Here is a 19,463-nt window from a genome sequence, read left to right as displayed (position 1 = left end):
TTCGTGGGGACGGATCGCTCGGCGGTCACTTGTAGGACTGGAGCTTGCCGTCGAGGTTCTTCGCGGCGGTCGTGCCGTCGATGGAGCCCATCGCGACCTGCTGGAGCTGGCTGAAGGTCTCGGCGCGCAGGGCGGTGCGTCCCTTGGCGGGCCAGCCGAGCGTGTTGAGGTAGACGTGGCCGGTCTTCATGTAGGTGTCGTACACGTTCTGGAAGCTGGAGTCGATCTCGGCGTCGTAGCCGTCGACGACCGGGATGTTGCCGGTGCCCTCCTGGTAGGCCTTCAGGCCTTCGGGCGAGGCGAGGAAGGCGAGGAACTTCTTGGCGTTCTCGAGCTTCTGCCCGCTGATCTTGGCGTTGATCGCGAACGACGGGTCGGCGGCGCCCGGCGTGTACTGCTCCTGGTCCTTCGCGAGCATCGGCACGGTGCCGAATTCGAAGTCGATGCCGCTGTCCTTGAATGTGGGGATGTCCCAGGCGCCGGAGGCCATGACGGCGAGGCGACCGGACGTGAACTCGGTGCGCATCTGGTCGGCGGAGATGCCGGTCACGTCGGAGGTCATCACGTCCTCCTTGAAGAGCTTCGACCATTCGGTGTACAGCGGACCGTAGGTCTTCTCGAACGTGGTCTCGCCGTCGGTGATGGACTGGTCGAGCATCTTGCCGTCGTTGTCGGCGGCGGACTCCTCGCCGAGCCATCCCTCGACCGGGATGCCGAGGCCGTCCTTCGCCTCCAGATACGGGGTGACGTCCGGTTCGGTCTTCTTGATCTTCTTGAGCATGTCGATGAACTCGTCCCACGTGGCGGGGATCTTGTCGTAGCCGGCCTTCTTGAGCAGGTCCTTGTTGAACGCCAGCGCGTTGATCCACGTGGACACGGACATGCCGTAGGTCTTGCCATCCTGCGAGTACGGGGCCTTGTTGGCTTCGGGGATGGACTTCATAAAGGCCTCGTCGGTCAGGTCGAGCGCGAGCTGGTTGTCGACCATGTCGGAAAGCTGTTCGGGAGGCAGCACGAACACGTCGGTGAGCTTGCCGCCGGAGATGCGGGTCTGGAGGACCTGCTGGTAGCCGCCCTGGGAGCCGTTGGTGGTGCTGAACTTCACCTTGATGTCCGGGTACTTCTTGGCGAACGCGTCGAGCACCGGCTGGTAGGCGTCCTGCGTGTTGTTCGCGAAGAAGGTGAGCGTGTTCGGGTCCGAGTCGGCGGAGGCGGAGCCGCATGCGCCGAGCGGTGCGAGCATCGCGACGGCGGCCGCGGCGGCGATCATCGTCTTCATGTTGCGCGACATCATTGTTCTCTCCTATCTCGCCGGACCGTTCCGGCGTTGATAAAAACCGCCGGATTCCGTCTACGTCGTCGTTGATGGTTCGTATGCGATCCAGCGTTGTGAATGATTCCAGTGTACGATTGCGATACCGCTTTCCTTCCACTTTCCTTGACTTGGAATAGTGAAAAATTGCTGTCTTCCATCATCACAATATAGCGAAAAACTGCTGCCGCCGGCGTATATGCCGACACAAAGGCGCGCAGACACACAGACACGCAGACACGGAAAAGGGGCGGCCGGCGTGCACCGCACGCCGACCGCCCCGTCATCCGTCATCGGACCGGACAGGCCGTCATCCCGTCACGTCCACCCCGACCGGCGTCCCCCACTCACCGCCGGCGCCTCCGCGCGCGGACGGCGAGCGCGAGCGCGCCGACGGCCGCGGCGAGGCACGCCGTCTCCACGGCGGCCGTCACGCCGGCGCCGGTGGCGGACAGGCCGCCCGTCTTGCCGGTGCCGCCGCGCGCCGCGTCCGCGTGCGCGCCGGAGCCGTGGGCACCGGTCCCGGCCGCGCCATCGGAGGCGTCGGCGCCGCCGGAGCCGCCCTCACCGGGCGTGGGCGACGGATCGGGATTCGGTGACGGATCGGGCGCGGGTGTCTTGGTTCCCAGCCATCCGACCTGCACCTGGTCGAGGAGCGCCCAGTCACCGGCCTTCGCGTCCGCATGGAACGTGATGGTGAACCGTTTGCCGGTCACCTTCGCCGCGACCGCGGTCTGTCCGAACGACGCGGAGGGCGTGACGCGCCGTTCGGCGAGTGTCCTGCCGGATTCGTCCTCGATGCGCATGACGAGGTCGCCGGTGACGCCCGAATAGGTCTGCGCGCTCACCACGTAGATGCCGCTCCCCTGCGTCGCGTCCACGGTCTGCGTCACATCGGCGGTGAACGCCTTGTCGTGCCACATGGAGACCACGTACGAGCCTTCGGCCGCGTCGTTGCGGGTCGTGCGCCCGATCACGCCGTCCGTCGAGCCGGTGATGCTCCAATCCTTCGCGCCGACGCCGCCGTCGCCGGCCTCCTCGAAGCCGCCGTTGGACACCGCGTCGTCCAGGCGCGCGGCCAGGTCAAGCTCCACGCCGTCGACGTGCTTGCCGGCCGTCACGTCGATGCCGTCGGCGGACGCGTCGATGTACCCGTCCTTGGCGGCGGTCACGACCAGTCCGGTGCCGGACGGCACGTCGGCGAGCGTGAACGCGCCGTCCGCGCCGGTGAGGACTTCCCGGTCGCCGACCGTCACCTTCGCGCCGTCCACGGGCGCACCGTCCACGCCGAGCACCGTGCCGGATATCGTGCCGGTGTTGGTGTGCAGCGTCACGTCCCTGGCCGTGTCGCCGGTGATGGCGACGTCGAAGGATTCCGTCGTGTGGCCGTCGGCGTTCACCGTGACGGTGTAGTCGCCTTCGGGCATCAGCGTGAACGCGTAGGCGCCGGAGTCGTCGGTGTTCACGGCCGTGGCGTAGCCGCCGTCCTTCTTGGACTTGACGTAGACGCTCGCGCCGCCGATGGGCGTCGTGCCGTCCTCGCCGCGCACGACGCCGGTGAGCGTGTGCAGCCGCTGCGTCCCGGAGAGCCGGACCTCGCCGGCTTCGGCGGTGCCGCCCGCGGCGAGCGTGGCCGAGGCGGAGCCGTCGCCGAGCGCCCCGCCGCGCACGGCGACGGCGTAGTCGCCGGCCGCGGCCTTGGGGATGTAGTAGTCGCCGTACCGGTTCGTCGTGGCCTTGAGCGTGCCGGAACCCGAGGCGGTCTTCGCCGTCACCGCGGCGCCGTCGACGCCGTTGCCGGCCGCGTCGACCACGCGTCCCCTGATCGCGCCCTGCGCCGAGCCGAGCGTGTTCTGCCGGTAGGCGTTGAACGCGGGCAGCGCGTGGCCGTCGAAGTCGAACAGCGCGGTGTTGTCCACCACGTTCACGTCGGCGGTGCCGTCCTTCTCGAAGTACGCCCATCCGGTGCGTCCGCCCGCGTACAGCATGACCGGGTCCCAGTACAGCGAGCCGATGGCCATGCCGCCGTCCACGCCCTGCATCGCGTTGAAGAAGTCGATCATGAACTCCTTCTGCAACCGCGGCGTACTGGACGCGGCGTCGCCGTACGGGCCGTTGTCCTTGAGCTGGCCGGGGCCGCCCGCGCCCTGGTCGCCGGTCCAGTTCATGCCGACCTCCATGCACATGACGGGCTTGTCGAACTCGTGCGAGAGATCGGTGGCGAACTTCGCGTACTGCGCCGCCGACTTCTGTGTCCAGTACGGGTAGAACGAGCTGCCGATCACGTCGTAGTCGACGCCATGGCTTTCGGCGTTGCCGAAGTACTGCCTGTAGAGCGCGGTGTCGCCGCCGCTGTCGAGGTGGATGATCACCTTGGCGTCCGGGTCCTGTTCGCGCACGGCCTTCGCGCCGGCGTTGTAGAAGCGGGCGAGGTTGTCCCAGTCGGAGGTCTTGCCGTAGGGGAACAGCATGCCGGAGCGCGTCTCGTTGCCGATGGACACGTAGTCGGGCGTCGTCCCCTGCTTGGCCATGCGCCTGAGCAGGTCGGCGGTGAAGTCGTGCACTTGGGTGGCGAGGATCGAGACCGCCTCCGCGTCGCTCTTGCCTTCGATGAGCTTTTGCCAGTCGGCGGGGATGGTCTGCGCGCCCGGGTTGGTCCACGTGTCGCTGTAGTGGAACGACAGCTGGATCTTCAGTCCGGCGGCCGCCGCGCGCCTGGCGAGGCGCAGCGCGTCGTCGGCGTCCTGGTAGCCTTCCGGCACGTAGTAGGTGCCGTCGCCGCGCCCCTTGCCGGGATGGTTGTAGACGCGGATGCGCACGATGTTCCAGCCGTTCTCGGCGGCGATCTCGATGGGGTCGCGGCGCGTGCCGTCGGCGTCGTAGAAGACGCCGCCGCTGTCCTCCACGTAGGTCAGTTCGGTGATGTCGCCGCCGTTGAGCATCTCGTAGGACCCGTTCTCGCGCGTCAGATGGAAGCTGTCGAGGACGCCCTCCGACGCGTCGCCGCCGGTGCTGTATGCGCCGACGGTCAGTTCGCCACCGGTCACGTGGACGCCGCGCAGCGTCACCTTCTTCCAAGTCCCGGCCGGTTCGGCGGGGAAGTCGGTGCGCGGCACCGCCGCCTTGGCCGCGGAACGGCCGGGCTGGGACGCGTAGATCGTGAACTCGTCCTGTCCGCCGTTGTTGCGCGCCCATGCGGTCAGCGTGTAGTAGCCGTCGTCCGCCTTCACGGTCTGAGAGGCGCGCTGTTCCGCCGGTCCGGCGAGGCGCAGCGCGTGCGCGGTGCCGCCGTGCCCGCCTTCGGCGACGGCGGCGCCGCCGGTGAGCGTCCATGCGTCGCCGCCGTCCTCGAAGCCGTTGTCGGCGATGTGGTCGTCGGCGCCGTCGCCGTTCGTGGGATCGTCGGTGTCGCCGGAGTCTCCGGACGGCGTGACCTCCACGTCGTCGATGTAGCCTTCCAGCGTGGTCGACGCCAGTTCGTCGATGACGATCGCGACGTCGAGCACGCCGTCGTCGCCGACGGCCACCTGCGGCACGGTGATCTGGTCCCAGGTCTTCGTGCCGTCGATCTGCACGGCGCCGGCGCTGGCGATGCCGGCGCTCGCGCCGTTGGCGACGAGCTTCGACGCGCCGAGCGTCTCGTTCGCCCACACGTAGAGCGACACGTCGTAGGTCCCCGGCTTCGCGGTGAGCTTCTGCGACAGCGTCACATCGTTGTTCCACTGGTTGACGGCCTGCGCGTAGGTTCCGGAATGCGCGGCCGCGTCCGTCACCCACACCGTCTTCGTCATCTCCCATGACGACGCCGTCCACGAGTCGTCCTTGCGCTCGAAGCCGCCGTTCGGCACGGTGACGCCGGCGCCGGAATCCTTCGTCGACGACGATGCCGCGGCCGTCGGCGTGACCGTCGCGGCCGGCTGCGGCGAGGCGGCCGCCGACGGCACGAACATCGCGCACGCCATGGCGACGGCGATGCCGAATCCTATGATTTTCTTGCTTCCACTCACGTACATCTCCTTTGATCGATGGAGGCTGGAACTGCACCGTTCCCGCTTCCAGCGTATCCGCCGGAAACCCACGTCGATTGAGCGGAATTGCTTACTCGCATGTGATTATTGCGGTTCCCGCGCCGAGGCCGGAAGGCCGCGCGCGGAACCGCATACGCGGACGGGACGCACGAACGGGACGCACGCCGTCGAGCGTGCGTCCCGTCCGATTCCCGCTGTCAGGACCGCGTCACAGCACGTGGCGGTCGGCGAGATCGTCGGCGAACAGGTTCGCCTGGATGTGGCTCGGGTCGAGCGCCGTCGCCTCGTGCAGGAACTCCGCGGCCTTGGCCTTGTCGCCGGTGCCGATGTTGGCGAGCGCCATCAGGTACAGGCAGTGGATGCGGTTCATCTTCGTGTAGTCGTTCTCGAAGATGAGGAAGTCGGGCAGCGAGACGGCGAAGTAGTCGATCCTGACCTGGTCGTCGAGGTGCTGCTCGCCGTAGTCGAGCAGGCGGTAGAAGCGGGCGTTGGCCGGACCCTCCTCGCCGAGCGCCTTGTGGGCGAGACCCTGGAAGAGGATCATCTCGGCAGGCTGGTCGTTGTAGTACATCGCGCCCTTCACCTCGTCGGGGCCGATCGTGGCCTGGCGGAATTCGGCGCGGGCCGCCTCCTCGTCGCCCAGATGGCGTTCGACCACGCCGAGGTAGTAGTGGATGTCGTTGTCCTTCTGGCCTTCGAGCTTGCCTTCGCCGAGGTTCTCCGGGTAGGCGAGCGTCCTGACGAGCAGCTCCTTGGCCTTCGCCCAGTCGCCGGCGGCCATGGCGTCCTTGGCGAGCAGGGTGAGGGCGATGCGGTACTGGCCGGTGACCTTGCCTTCGCCGCCCTCCCACGGGTGGAAGCGGCGTTCGCCCATGAGCTCGTAGGCCTTGGCGTAGTTGCCGGTGAGGTCGAGCACCGTCAGGTATTCGATGAACAGGTCGTCGCGTTCGGCGACCACGTCGAGGTGCTTCTCGAATTCGGCGAGGCGGCGGGCGTAGGTCCAGCCGATCTTGCGGTGCAGCTGGTCGAGCTCGAGGAAGACGCGGGCGTCGGATTCGTCGAGGCGGTAGGCCTCCTCGATCTCGCGCTCGGCGGATGCGGCGTCGCCGCGCTTGTTGTAGTAGGCGAGCGCGAGGTTGCGGTGCACGGTCGGGAAGGACGGGTCGAGGTCGCGCGAGCGCTCCCACAGGGCGATGGCCTTCTCGGCCTGGACCTTGTCGTAGTACAGGCAGCCGAGATAGTAGGGGGCCTTGGCGCCGTCCACGGTCTCGATGGCCTTCTCGAGCGGGGCGATGTCCTCGAGCTTGTTCGGGAAGCAGTAGTCGCTCGGGGCGGCCTCGGCGGCTTCGAAGGCGGCCTTGGCCTCCTCGTCGCGGCCGAGCTTGGCGAGGTAGTAGCCCTCGTAGTACCTGACCATCGGCTTGGTCTGGTCGGCCTGCGCGAGCAGCTGCAGCGCCTCGTCGTACGCGCCGAAGAGGGCGTAGTCGCGGGCGGCCTGCAGGTAGTTCTCGTGGAAGCCGCGCATGAGGCCCGTAAGTTCGGCGGCGGCACCGTCGGCTCCGGCGAGCACGCGCTCGTAGCCGGACACGAAGTCGAAGCGGTCGACCTTCAGGTTCCCGTCGAGGGCGGCGGCCGCCTCGTCGGCGCGGCCGAGCCTGCGCAGCAGGTAGGCGCGAAGGCCCCGGGCCTTGATGTTCATCGTGTTGCGGGTGAGCGCGGTCTCCACGTATCCGAGCGCTTCGGCGTAGTCGCCGCGGCGGGCGGCGATGGCCGCCAGGTAGAGGAAGGCGCGCTCCTTCTGGGTGTCGTCCCACGTCGCCTTGTAGAAGGCGTCGAACGCCTTGTCGTCCTCGCCTTGGAAGAGCAGCGCGAGGCCGAGGTTGTAGTGAGGCTCGGAGTCGTACGGCTGTGTGTTGTGTTTGGTGAGGCGCTTGATGGCGGTGCGGAAGCGGTCCTCGGCCTGCGCGAACACGCCGCGGCGCAGCAGCAGGCGGCCGTACGCGTTGTTGATGCGGGCGTCCTCCGGGTCGCGCTTGAGGCCTTCGAGGTAGTACGGGTCGGGCATGTAGGTGGCGTGGCGGTACTGCTCGAGGTGCAGGCCGGCGAGCAGCAGCTCCTCGTTGGTGAGGATGTCCTCCGGGTCGTCGGCGGCCTTCGCCGGCTCGGGCAGCTTCTCGATTTTCTTCGGCTGCGGGGTGTAGTCGATGAGCACGGTGCCGTCGGCGGACTTCACGGTGGCGGTGATGTCGGTCGCCGCGGCGTCGCCGGTCTCGAATTCGGCGCGCACGGTGTCCGTCGGGCTGATCCGGCCGTTGTAGGCGTACAATACGTCGCCGCCCTTGGTCGTGACGGTGACGGTGGCGTTCTCGTACACGGCGGTCGCGTACACGGTCACGCGGCCCTGGCCAGCCTTGAGGCCCTGCGCCTCGATGCCCTCGGTCTCGCCGGCCGCGCCGAACGTGTCCTCGGGGCCGATCTCCAGGTTGACGGCCGCGTCGATGGAGGCGTTCTTGACCTGGCCGACGGCCTTGTACGGCATGAAGTACTGGGTGAAGGTCTTGCCCTCGTACGGCTTGAGCCAGGTGAAGTCGGGCTGGTTGTCGGTGAAGACGCCGGTCATGAGCTCGACGTACGGGCCGTTGGCATCGGTCAGGTTGCGGTCCCATGCGCGGCCGAAGTCGCCGTTGCCCCACGTCCACTGCTTCTTGCCGGGGCTCACGTGGTGGTCGGCGATGTGCAGGATGCCGGCCTGCTCGTGGAAGTCGTAGCCGCCGACGAAGTTGTAGTCGGAGTGCGCGGCCATGTAGCTGGTCGGGACCGGCACGTTCTTGTAGCGGCCGATGTCGACGCCCTCGGAGTAGTCGTGCTTGTAGTAGGTACCGGTGGCGATCGGGTAGCGGGAGACGTCGCGCTTGCCGTGGTCCATGACGGCGGTCACGTCCGGCGGCATCACGGTCTTCGTGTGCGCGTTGACGGGCACGGCCGGGTTCGCCCACCACAGGAAGGTCTGCGGCAGCGCGGTGCCGTTGTACAGCTGCGCGGAGATCTCGATGTACGCCTTGCCGGGGTGCAGGGCGATCGTGGTGACGACCTGGGTGCCGTACATCTGGTCGGTGTCGTGGCACTGCACGGCCTTGCCGCCGTCCGGCAGGTCCTTGACCGTGTAGTCGACCGGCAGGTAGGTGGTCGGGCGGTGGTGCTGCGGCCAGTTGAACTCGATGCCGCCGGAGATCCACGGGCCGGTCAGGCCGACGAGCGCGGGCTTGATGACGTCGTTGCGGTAGACGAAGTCGTAGTCGTTGGTCTTGTCCTTCGCGTACTGGATGCGGCCGCCGAGCTCGGGCAGGACGGTCACCTCGAGGTATTCGTTCTCGATGATGACGGCCTTGTAGTCCTGGTCGTGCTTGTCGTCGCTGATCGTCTCGATCACCGGGTACGGGTAGACGCGGCCCGAGCTGCCCTGGTAGACGCGCTTCTCGATGAACTCCGGGTTCTTGTCCGCGGCTCCGATCCCGTAGGTGGGAATCGTGATGACGGTGTCCTTGATGGTCACGGCCATGATGTGCTCCTTCGCTGGAGGCCACTGCATGCGCTTGCTGCATCGCCCGCATGCATTGGTAATTTGTTGATTACTTGCCTACCAGCCTAAAGCCGTTTTTCAAGGGTTCTTACAGTTTTCCTGCTCCCCCGTATGAAAAAATTGCGGATGCGCACCCCGCCCAAACCGCTATACTGGCAACCAAGGAAAACGCGCCGCATATCACGTTCTTTTCGCACCTTGGCCCCCTCTGACGAGGGGGCTCCCGGCGAAGCCGGGTGGGGGAGAGATCGTACAGCGCCCGCCGCCAGACATCCAAGGAAGGAGACCCATGAAACCGGCCGAACACGGCATCCTCGACGAGGGCTCCGAATTCTACATCTATACACCCAGCAAAACCGCGCTGCGTACGTTCCTCTACCCGCTGCGCGTCGGCTCGTTCCGCTACGAGGCAGGCTACCGGCAGGAGCGCGGCTCGTTCGACAGCTTCCTGCTCATGGCGATCCGCCGCGGCTCGTTCGACGTCACGACCGGGCAGGGCACCGCCCATGCCTCGAAGGGCGATTTCGCGCTGATCGACTGCTACGCCCACCACGCCTACGGCACCGACGAGCCGAGCGACGTGCTGTGGATGCATTTCGACGGCGCGATGGCGCGCGCCTACCATGACCTGATCGTCTCGCGCCTCGGCGTCACGTTCACGCTCAAGGACCCGGGCTATGCGCTGACGCGCCTCAACGCGATCTACGACACGTTCCATGCGGGCGCGCGCATCTCGGAGCCGCAGATGGCGAAGCACATCACCGACATCCTCACCGAGTTCGCCGTCGCCGCGTCCGACGCCGGCGTCTCGGCGCAGCGCCAGCCGCACGCCATCGAGGACGTGCTCACCTACATCTCGAACCATCTGGGCGACCCGCTGCCGATCGGCGAACTGGCCGCAATGGCCTACATGAGCGAATACCATTTCATCCGCGTGTTCAAGAAGGAGACCGGGTACACGCCGCACGCCTACATCATGGACGCGCGCATGCACGCGGCGAAGTACCTGCTCATCAACTCGGACATGCCGCTGAAGCGGCTGTGCGAGGAGTGCGGCTTCACCGACACCTCCGCGTTCTGCGCCGCGTTCAAACGCAAGAACGGCGTCTCCCCCATCCGCTTCCGCGCCGAGTCCCTGCGGACCGGCACCGAGGCGGATGGTTCCTGAGACGCTGCCTACCGCTCCCGATTCGCCGCGTCCGCGGCCAGCGCCCTGAGCCGTGCGTCGAAGCGCGGCCAGTCGGTCCTCATCGCCGTGAGGAGCTTCCGGTCCGGCACCTCGTCGATCGGCACCCAGGCGATCTCCATGCTTTCGTCGTCGTTCGCGCGCGGATGCACCTCGTGCCCCGGCTTCTCGAACGCGAACACGGTGGTGTACGCCCACGGCCCGTGGTCCTCGCGGTAGGAGCCGACCACCTCGATATCCTCCGGGGTGATGTTCGCCTCCTCGAAGCTTTCGCGCAGCGCGCCTTCGATCGGCGATTCGCCGTCCGCAGTCGCGCCGCCGGGGATGCCCCACGTGCCGCCTTCCGCCGACCATGTCGCGCGGTGCTGCATGACGACGTGCGTCACCTCGCCGCTCGTCCTGTCGCGGCGGGCGAGCAGCACGCCGGACGCGCCGTTCACACCCCAATGCTTGCGGCCGCACGCGCAGTCCACCCAGCCATCACCCGGCTGGTGCACGTTCTCCTTCGGCGGGATCTCGTTGCCGTCCTTGTCGAGCACGCCCGGCAGGTCCTCGCCGCGCGCCACGTTCCATAGGTCCGTCCAGTCGACGCCGAGTTCGCCGACGAGACGACGAAGCAGCGGCAGGCTGATGCCGATGATGCCGTGCGGGTCGCCGTCGATCGAGTCGATGAACGCGCCGCCGAAGCCTTCGAGCGTGAACGATCCGGCGACCTCCAACGGCTCGCCGGTCGCGATGTAGCGTTCGATGTCGCGGTCGGTGAACTCGCCGAAACGCACGGTCGCGTGGCTCGCGCCGCGCGCGACGCGTCCGGTCGCGAAGTCGATCACGCAGTGTCCGGTCCACAGCTCGCCGGTCGCGCCGCTCATGCGACGCAGCCGTTCGCGCGCCACGTCGACGCTGTGCGGTTTGCCGTAGCATTCGCCGTCGAGCAGGAACATCGAATCACAGCCGACGATCAGCGGTCCGACGGTCGAACGCGTCAATCCCGGCTGCAGCGCGATCACGTTGGAGATCGGCTCGGTGATGGTCGGCATGTCCACGCCGGAGAAATCACGCGTCGTGGCGATTCTGTCGCGCGAATAGTCGATGGTCGCGGGGTCGACGGCAGCGGCGTCGCCATCGCCGCCGGCCGCCGCGGCACGCGCGTCGGCGGCGATCACGCTCTCCGCACGCAACGGGTACGCGATGACGCGTTCGCCCGTCGCGGCGGCGGCCGTGGCCGCGACGTCGCGATACGCGCGGTGCACGGCGCCAGCCTTCGCGCCGGCGAGGATCGTCACGCGCCGCTCGATGGTGAGATCGTCGACGGTGACGCCGGATTCGCGGGCCGCCGCCTCGAGCGCGGCCGGCTCGTCGACGTGCGAGACGCGAATCGTCGGGCACACGCCCGCCGCATACAGCACGTCGCGGCGCGGCTTCGACTTCGATGCGAGAATCAGCGGAATGGACATAAGACTCCTTCGATGAAAAGCCTCCCTCTAACGAGGGAGGTGGCGCGCGAAGCGCGACGGAGGGAGAGACTAGCGGCGCACGACCTCCACGCCGGCGGTGTTGATAGGCAGGTGGAGGACTCGCCAATGCCCGGAGGCGAGCTGTTCGGCGGCGATCTCGTCGATGGCCGCGCGCGCGTCGCCGTAATGCAGGACGAGCACGCACGGGCCGGCGCCGGAGACGGCGGCCGCATACCCCTTGGAACGGAACAGACGGATCAGCTCGGTCGACGGCGGCATGAGCGCGCCGCGGTACGGCTGGTGCAGCTTGTCCTGCGTGGCGGTGAACAGCAGCGCGTTCGCCTCATGGCCGGCGTCGGAGCCCTCCGCTTCGGCGGCCCCGCCGGTCGTGGCGAGCACGGACGGGTTCATCGCGGCGGGCAGAAGACCCACGCGCGAGACGTTGTACACGGCGTCCTTGTACGGCAGCTCGGCGGGCAACGCCTGACGCGCCTTCTCGGTGGACAGCTCGTAGTCGGGCACGAACACGGCGGCGGTGATCGCCTTGTCGACCGGATAGTTGACCGTGTGGAAGCCGCCGTGCAGCGGGTCGCCGCCGGGGATGGCGACCGAGCCGACGCCCTCCGCGGTCTCGAAGTCCCAGGAGACGGTGAGGCCGCCGAACACGGCGGGCGCCACGTTGTCCGGGTGGCCTTCGATCTGCGCGGCCATGTCGAAGATGGCCGGACGGTTGAGCGCGCCGGGCTGCGCGAACGCGGCGGCCGCGGCGATGCCGGCGACGATCGCCTCGGCGGACGAGCCCATGCCGCGCGCCTGCGGGATGTTGTTCGTCGCCTCGAGCGTGAATCCGAGCCGGCCGAGACCGAACGTGGCGCAGGCGCGGCGGAACGTGGAGACGACGAGATGCGTCTCGTCGCGCGGCAGCGTGTCCTCGCCTTCGCCGTGGATGATGACGTGCGCGACGCCGTCGGCCGGATCATCGTTCAGCGTGAACGTGAGTTCGTCGTGGTAGTCGAGCGCGAGACCGACCGTGTCGAAACCGGAGCCGAGGTTGGCGCTGGTCGCCGGCACGCGCACCGTGACCTGATTGCAGATGGGGTTCATGGTTTCCTCTGGGAATCAGTCGAGGACGCGCAGGATGGACGGCTGGCCGGTGACGAAGTCGAGGGCCTGGACGGCCTTGACGGTCTCGCGCAGGGTGATCTCGTCGGTCGCGTGCGTGACGAGGCGCAGCTGCTGGACCTCACCGTCATAGCCCGGGGCCTTGAGGGACGGCTTGAGATCCTGGTTGACGCCGTTGATCGACACGCCGTTGCGGGCGAACTCGGTGGCGATGGCGGCCAGCACGCCCGGCTTGTCGTGGATGAGGAAGCGCACGGCGAACGCGGCCTTCGTCGCGTTGATCGGCGCCTTCTTCAGGTCCTTGTACAGCGGGATGGACGGGCCGGTGCAGCCGGCGGCGATGTGGCGGGCGACGGTGACGACGTCGCCGACGACGGCGGAGGCGGTCGGCGCGCCGCCGGCGCCGCGGCCGTAGAACATGAGATCGTCGGCGGCCTCGGCCTTGACGAAGATCGCGTTGAAGGAGCCGTGCACGCTGGCGAGCGGGTGGGTTTCGGGGATGAGCGCCGGGTAGACGCGCGCGGAGACGCCTGCCTCGCCGTTCTCGACGACGGCGAGCAGCTTGATGACCTTGTGCTCGGCGGTGGCGGCGGCGATGTCGTCGGCGGTGATTCTGGTGATGCCCTCGACGGAGACGTCGTCGATGGTGACGGCGGTGTGGAAGCCGAGCGTGGCCATGATGGCGGCCTTGTTGGCGGCGTCGTAGCCTTCGATGTCGCCGGTCGGGTCGGCCTCGGCGTAGCCCTTGGCCTGCGCGTCCTTGAGGACGTCGTCGAACTGAAGGCCCTTGGTGGTCATCTCGTCGAGGATGTAGTTGGTGGTGCCGTTGACGATGCCGAGCATGCTCGTCACCTTGTCGCCGACCAGGGATTCGCGCAGCGGGCGCAGGAACGGGATCGCGCCGCCCACGGCCGCCTCGAAGTAGATGTCGACGCCCTTGGCCTCGGCGGCCGCGTAGATCTCCGGGCCGTACTTGGCGAGCAGCGCCTTGTTCGCGGTCACGACGGACGCGCCGGATTCGATGGCGGCGAGCACGAACTTGCGCGCCACGGTGGTGCCGCCGATCAGCTCGATGACGATGTCGGAGTTCGTGGCGACGCTCATCGTGTCGGTGGTGACGATCGACTGGTCGATCCACGGGAACCGCTCGGTCTCCTTCGGATCGAGGCAGGCGACGCCGGTCAGTTCGATGGGGCGGCCGATGCGGGCGGCGAGCTCATCCTTCTGCTCGACGATGAGACGTGCGGTCTGCGAGCCCACGGTGCCGGCACCCAGCAGTCCGACGCGGATGGGGGTTGCGTTCTGGTCAGCCACGGAAATTCCCTTCTGATGGACGGCGAGTCTACCCGTCCATCCTACGGCCTCTTTCCGACACGCAACCCCTCGGTCGGCCCGCGCCGCCATCCCCTGCTCCCCCTTTTCAGGGGGAGCCGTCACACTCCGCATTCATATTCGCTTGGCTCCCCCTCGCAGGGGGAGCTGTCACGCTCCGCGTGACTGAGGGGGTATCAGGCGACCGGCCTCCGCCTCACTCGCTCACATCGAGCGCGAGCAGGTCGTCGATGGTCTGGCGGCGCAGCATCACATGCGCGCCGTCCTCCCCCACGCCCACGACCGCCGGAATCAGCGCCTGGTTGTAGTTCGACGCCATCGTGCGGCCGTACGCGCCGGTGACCGGCACGGCGAGGATGTCCCCTCGCTTGAGGTCGGCGGGCAGCCGCACCTCGTGCACGACGATGTCGCCGGACTCGCAGTGCATGCCGACGACGCGCGCGAGCATCGTCTCGTCCGAACCGCGGCGGTTGGCGAGACGGGCCGTGTAGTCGGCGCCATACAGGGCGGGGCGGATGTTGTCGCTCATGCCGCCGTCGACGGACACGTACACGCGTTCCGTGATCGGCTCGCCCGCCTTGTCCTTCGCGTCGCTCAGGTGCACGGGCTTGATGGTGCCGACACGGTAGAGGGTCACGCCGGCGGGCGCGACGATCCAACGGCCCGGCTCGAAGCTGATCGCCGGCGCGGGCATGCCGAGCGCGCGGTTGATGCCCGTGACCGCCTCGGCGAGGCGCGTGAGCTCGCGGCGCACGTCCATCGAATCTTCGCCGTCCGTGTACGCGACGGAGTAGCCGCCGCCCAGGTCGACTTCGGGCAGCGTGTACGCGTCGGTCGCGTAGAACGTCTTGCGCAGGAGCATCATGCGCTTGGCGGCCTGGATGAACGCGTCCGCATCGTGGATGTTCGAGCCGATGTGCGAGTGGATGCCGACCAGTTCGAGCGTGTCCTGATGGCGGAGGATGTCCTTGAGCACGGCGAGCGCCGGGCCGTCGGCCACGGTGCTCATCGCCTCGGCGAGCGCCTTGTCCGTCTCGGAGACCTGCTCGTGGCTCAGGTCGTACGGGTACTTCACGTCGTACTGGAGTTCGCGTTCGCCGTAGGCCGCGCCGTCTCGCTGCGTGAGCCGCGCGTTGGTCGCGGCGGGCGTCGCCGCGGTCGGTTCGGCGACGAGCGTGTCGAGCACGGCGAGCACGCCCGCGTCCGCGCCGGCGGGCAGCAGCGGCACGCCGAACTTCTGGTCCTCGTGCGCGGTGGAGATGTACTCGTGGCCGCCCGCGTGGATGCCGGCGGTGACGCGCAGCATCACCTTGGCGCGCTTGCCGAGCTTTTCGGCGATGGCGGCGATGCGCGCCGGCTCGTCGGGCGAGTCGACGACGATCTTCGCGAAGCCTTCCTCGATGGCGAGCGCGATTTCCTCATCGGACTTGTTGTTGCCGTGGAGCACGAGGCGGCGGCCGGGCGCGCCGGCGGCGAGCGCGATCCGCATCTCGCCCATCGAGCAGGTGTCGACGAGCATGCCCGCTTCGGTGACGATGCGCACGATCTCCTTGGAGAGGAACGCCTTGCCGGCGAAGCTCACGTGCGTGGTGGACGTGTGGAACGCGTCGGCGGCGGCCTTGACGAAGTGGCGTGCGCGGTCGCGCACCTCATCGGTGTCGATGAGGTAGAGCGGCGAGCCGAACTCGTCGATCAGGGATTCGGCGGTGCGCCCATGGAAGGTGAGCGCGCCGGTTTCAGGGTCGACGGCCGAGGCGGCCGGCCAGATCGGTGTGATGGGCATGGAATCTCCTTAGGTTTCGTCTACCCCTCAGTCGGCTATGCCGACAGCTCCCCTGTCAAGGGGAGCTGGGGTGGGGAACGATCACATCTTGTCCGGGGCGGAGACGCCGAGGAGGTCGAGGCCGGAGGCGATGACCGCCTGGACGGCGTCGTTGAGCTTGAGTCGGGCGGCGGCGCGGGCCGGTTCGGGGGCCTTGGCGATGCGCAGCGCCTCGCGTTCGGCTTCGTCGCCGCGCTCCTCGAGTCCGGTCAGGTCCATCGGCACGACGCGCTCCACGTTGTACCACTTGTGGTACGTGGCGGCGAGGTCCTCGAGGTAGCGGGCCACGCGGTGCGGGGCGCGCTTGTCGCCGGCCTCCTTGACGACGGCCGGCCACTGGGCGAGCGCGGCGAGCACCTCGCCGTCCGCCTCGGTGTCGAGCAGGCCGAGGTCGGCGCCTTCCGTGGTGACGTTCGCGGCGGCCGCGTTGCGGTCCACGTTGCAGGAGCGCGCGTGCGCGTACTGCACGTAGTACACCGGGTTGTCGTTCGAGTGGGAGGCGAGCAGGTTCAGGTCGATGTCGACCGGCGAGTTGTAGTCGGTGCGCGCGAGCGAGTAGCGGGACGCGTCCACGCCGATCGCGTCGACGAGGTCGTCGATGGTGACGACGTTGCCGGCGCGCTTGGACATGCGCACGGCCTTGCCGTCCTTGAGCACGTTGACGAGCTGTCCGATGAGGATCTGCATGTTCTCGCCCGGCTTGTCGCCGAACGCCTCGCACATGGCCATCATGCGGCCGATGTAGCCGTGGTGGTCGGCGCCGAGCATGTAGATCGCGACGTCGGCCGGGTCCTGCGCGCGGTGGCGCTTGTTCCAGTAGTAGGCGATGTCGGCGGCGAAGTATGCGAATTCGCCGTTGGACTTGATGATGACGCGGTCCTTGTCGTCGCCGTGCTTGGTGGACGCGAACCAGGTGGCGCCGTCCTTCTCGTAGATGTCGCCGCGGCCGCGCAGCTCGGCGATGGCGCGTTCCACCTCGCCGTCCTGGTAGAGGCTGTTCTCGTGGAACCACACGTCGAAGTCGACGTGGAAGTCCTTCATCGACTTGCGGATCTCGTCGAACATCATCGGCACGGCGCGCTTGCGGAACTCCTCGCGCAGCTCGGAATCGGATTCGCCGATCGGCTCGCCGTCCGCGTTGAGGCCCTGGTCCTCGTGGCCCAGCGCGGTCAGATCGACGCCGTCGGCCTTGGCCTCGGCCTCGACGCGGCGGGCGATCTCGTCGATGTACGCGCCCTTGTAGCCGTCGAACGGGGTCTCGGTCTGGTAGCCCTGCGCGCCCAGATCGTTGTCGTGCGCCCAGGCGGCGACGAGGGACTTGGCGAAGCGGTTGATCTGCTCGCCGTGGTCGTTGAAGTAGTATTCGCGCACGACCTTCGCGCCGTTGGCTTCGAGCACGCGGGCCATCGAATCGCCGGTGGCGGCCCAGCGGGTGCCGCCGATGTGGATCGGGCCGGTCGGGTTGGCGGAGACGAACTCGAGGTTCAGGGTCTCGCCGCCGAGATGGTCGTTGCGGCCGAACGCGGAGACGCCGGCGTCGGTGCGCGGCGCGGCAAGCACCGCGTCGACGACGGCCGCGGCGGACGCGGAGTCAAGGGTGATGTTGATGAAGCCGGGGCCGGCGACCTCCACCTTGGCGACGCCGTCGGCGGCGGTGAGTTCGGCGGCGAACAGGTCGGCCAGGTCGCGCGGCTTCATGCCGGCCTTCTTGGCGAGCTGCATCGCGGCGTTCGACGCCCAGTCGCCGTGCGCGCGGTCCTTCGGACGCATGACGGCGAATTTGGCGACCGGCGGGATGAGGTCTTCGGTGAGCTGTCCGGCCTTTCCGGCGGCGACAAGCTCGTGGGCAATACGCGAAATGAGTTCGCTCAACGCTTCAGGATTCATTCTTCCAAGAATACCGACCGCGCCGACGTTCCCCCGTCCATCATCATCATTGACCCTCCCAAGCCGACCGGCGCAAGAAATCCCGGAAAACATCCCCGTCATCCCGGATTTCTTGCACTGACCGTCTCCCAGCACAAGAAATCCCGGAAGCCGACCCACATTCCCGGGATTTCTTGCACTGGCCACGTCTCAGCGCAAGGAATCCCGGACGAAACGGATTATTCCCGGGAATTCTTGCGCTGCACCGTCACGACACCGCAACGTCACCGACCAGTGGCGCTGCCGCGCCGACGTTCCAGCAGATGGTAGCCGCCGTAGCACAGCGCGACGAACGGGACCATATAGAACAACGTCGAACGCTGCGTCTCGTCGAGCACGACGAGCACCAGCGCGCCGATGCACATCACAATCGCCATCCACGGCAATACCGGGAATCCCGGCGCACGGTAGCCGAGCTCCTCCGCCGTATGGCCGCCCGCCTTCCACTCACGCCGGAACCGCAGGTGGCACACGCATACCGAAAACCACACGACCAGCGTCGCGAGGCCGGAGACCGCGACCAACACGAGATACACGGTGGACGCGGCAACCACGGACGACAGTAGCGCGAGCAGCGAACCCGCCATCGAGAACAGCACCGCCCACACGGGCACGCCGCGGAAGTTCGTCTTCGCGAACCGCGCCGGAATCAGACGCTCCTTCGCGAGCGACCACACCATGCGCGAGCACACATACAGACCGGAGTTCGCGGCCGACAGCACCGCCGTCAACACGACGAAGTTCATCACGTCGCCGGCGAACGGCATGCCGATCGACTGGAACACGAGCACGAACGGACTGGTCTCCACGCCCGCCTTGTGCCACGGAATCAACGCGGCCATCACGAGAATCGAACCGATGAAGAAGATCGCGAGACGCAGCACGGTCGTGTGCACGGCCTTCGGAATCGCGCGCGAAGGATCCTTCGTCTCGCCGGCCGCGACGCCCACCACCTCGGTGCCGGAGAACGCGAACACGACGGTGAGCAGCGTGGAGAACACGGGCGCGAAGCCGTTCGGGAACCACCCGTCGGCCGTGAAGTTGCCGAACAGCGGCGCGTGCGTGTAGCCGGCGATCGGTATCGCGCCGAAGATCGCGAGCAGGCCGATGACGATGAACGCGACGATCGCGAACACCTTGATCGATGCGAACCAGAACTCCGCCTCACCGTAGAGGCGTACGGACAGGATGTTGAGCGCGAACACGACGGCGATGAACACCGCCGACCACACCCATGCGGGCGAATCGGGGAACCAGCGTTGCATGAGCAGGCCCGCCGCCGTGAACTCGCTGGCGAGCGCCACCGCCCAGTTGAGCCAGTAGAGCACGGCGATCACGAACGCGGTGCCGGGGCCGATGAAGCGTTTCGCGTACATGTGGAAGCTGCCCGCGTACGGCATCGCGACGGACAGTTCGCCGAGCGAGACCATCACGCAGTAGACGAGCACGGAGCCGACCGCGTACGCGAGGATCGCGCCGAGCGGGCCGGCCTGGTGGATCGTGTAGCCGGACGAGACGAACAGGCCGGTGCCGATCACGCCGCCGAGCGAGATCATCGTCAGGTGGCGCGACTCCATCTTGCGTTCGAGGCCGTTGTCCTGTGTGTCGTCGGAATTGCCGGCGTGGGCCATGCTGGGACTCCTTATATCATCCGTGTCAAGTCGTCATGCGGCGACTACCGTATGATACCAACGCCCGCAC

Annotated in this window: 10 protein-coding genes; 1 reads left to right on the top strand and 9 read right to left on the bottom strand. The window is 67.7% G+C overall.

Going from position 1 to position 19,463, the window contains the following annotated elements; translation table 11 throughout:
- Positions 1-25: 25 nt before the first annotated feature.
- The 3 genes from AC1AYP_RS08285 to AC1AYP_RS08275 all read right to left on the bottom strand — a co-directional run bounded on the left by AC1AYP_RS08285 (position 26) and on the right by AC1AYP_RS08275 (position 8,899).
- The gene (locus AC1AYP_RS08285) at positions 26-1,294 is read right to left on the bottom strand and encodes an ABC transporter substrate-binding protein (protein WP_476547494.1); all 1,269 of its coding nucleotides are present in this window, start codon (positions 1,292-1,294) and stop codon (positions 26-28) included.
- 365 nt (positions 1,295-1,659) lie between these two features.
- Entirely contained in the window at positions 1,660-5,319 is a 3,660-nt protein-coding gene (locus tag AC1AYP_RS08280) for a glycosyl hydrolase 53 family protein (protein ID WP_476547492.1), read from the bottom strand.
- A 229-nt stretch (positions 5,320-5,548) separates the two neighbouring features.
- Positions 5,549-8,899 (bottom strand): DUF5107 domain-containing protein, encoded by a 3,351-nt coding sequence (locus AC1AYP_RS08275; protein ID WP_476547490.1) that lies wholly within the window; start codon positions 8,897-8,899, stop codon positions 5,549-5,551.
- Between the two features lie 310 nt (positions 8,900-9,209).
- Here AC1AYP_RS08275 and AC1AYP_RS08270 point away from each other — a divergent pair, with 310 nt between their 5' ends.
- Positions 9,210-10,088 (top strand): helix-turn-helix domain-containing protein, encoded by an 879-nt coding sequence (locus tag AC1AYP_RS08270; RefSeq protein ID WP_476547488.1) that lies wholly within the window; start codon positions 9,210-9,212, stop codon positions 10,086-10,088.
- Between the two features lie 8 nt (positions 10,089-10,096).
- Here the strand turns inward: AC1AYP_RS08270 and AC1AYP_RS08265 are convergent, their stop codons facing one another.
- The 6 genes from AC1AYP_RS08265 to AC1AYP_RS08240 all read right to left on the bottom strand — a co-directional run bounded on the left by AC1AYP_RS08265 (position 10,097) and on the right by AC1AYP_RS08240 (position 19,393).
- Positions 10,097-11,560 carry a Maf family protein gene (locus AC1AYP_RS08265; protein ID WP_476502731.1) on the bottom strand — a complete coding sequence of 488 codons (1,464 nt, stop codon included), beginning with the start codon at positions 11,558-11,560 and terminating at the stop codon, positions 10,097-10,099.
- 69 nt (positions 11,561-11,629) lie between these two features.
- Positions 11,630-12,664, bottom strand: coding sequence for a homoserine kinase (locus AC1AYP_RS08260; protein ID WP_476502732.1), 1,035 nt, complete (start codon positions 12,662-12,664; stop codon positions 11,630-11,632).
- Between the two features lie 15 nt (positions 12,665-12,679).
- The gene (locus tag AC1AYP_RS08255; protein ID WP_476502733.1) at positions 12,680-13,996 is read right to left on the bottom strand and encodes a homoserine dehydrogenase; all 1,317 of its coding nucleotides are present in this window, start codon (positions 13,994-13,996) and stop codon (positions 12,680-12,682) included.
- Between the two features lie 214 nt (positions 13,997-14,210).
- Positions 14,211-15,797, bottom strand: coding sequence for a diaminopimelate decarboxylase family protein (locus tag AC1AYP_RS08250; RefSeq protein ID WP_476502734.1), 1,587 nt, complete (start codon positions 15,795-15,797; stop codon positions 14,211-14,213).
- 81 nt (positions 15,798-15,878) lie between these two features.
- A complete protein-coding gene (argS, locus tag AC1AYP_RS08245; RefSeq protein ID WP_476547486.1) occupies positions 15,879-17,723 on the bottom strand; it encodes an arginine--tRNA ligase in 1,845 nt (614 codons plus the stop codon).
- A 263-nt stretch (positions 17,724-17,986) separates the two neighbouring features.
- Positions 17,987-19,393: an amino acid permease gene (locus AC1AYP_RS08240; protein WP_476502736.1), complete on the bottom strand. Its 1,407-nt coding sequence runs from the start codon at positions 19,391-19,393 to the stop codon at positions 17,987-17,989.
- Positions 19,394-19,463 lie beyond the last annotated feature (70 nt).

It is taken from the genome of Bifidobacterium sp. LH_424 (assembly GCF_056356895.1).
Note: the sequence above shows the minus strand (reverse complement) of the source record. Positions and strands in the feature narration are given on the sequence as shown.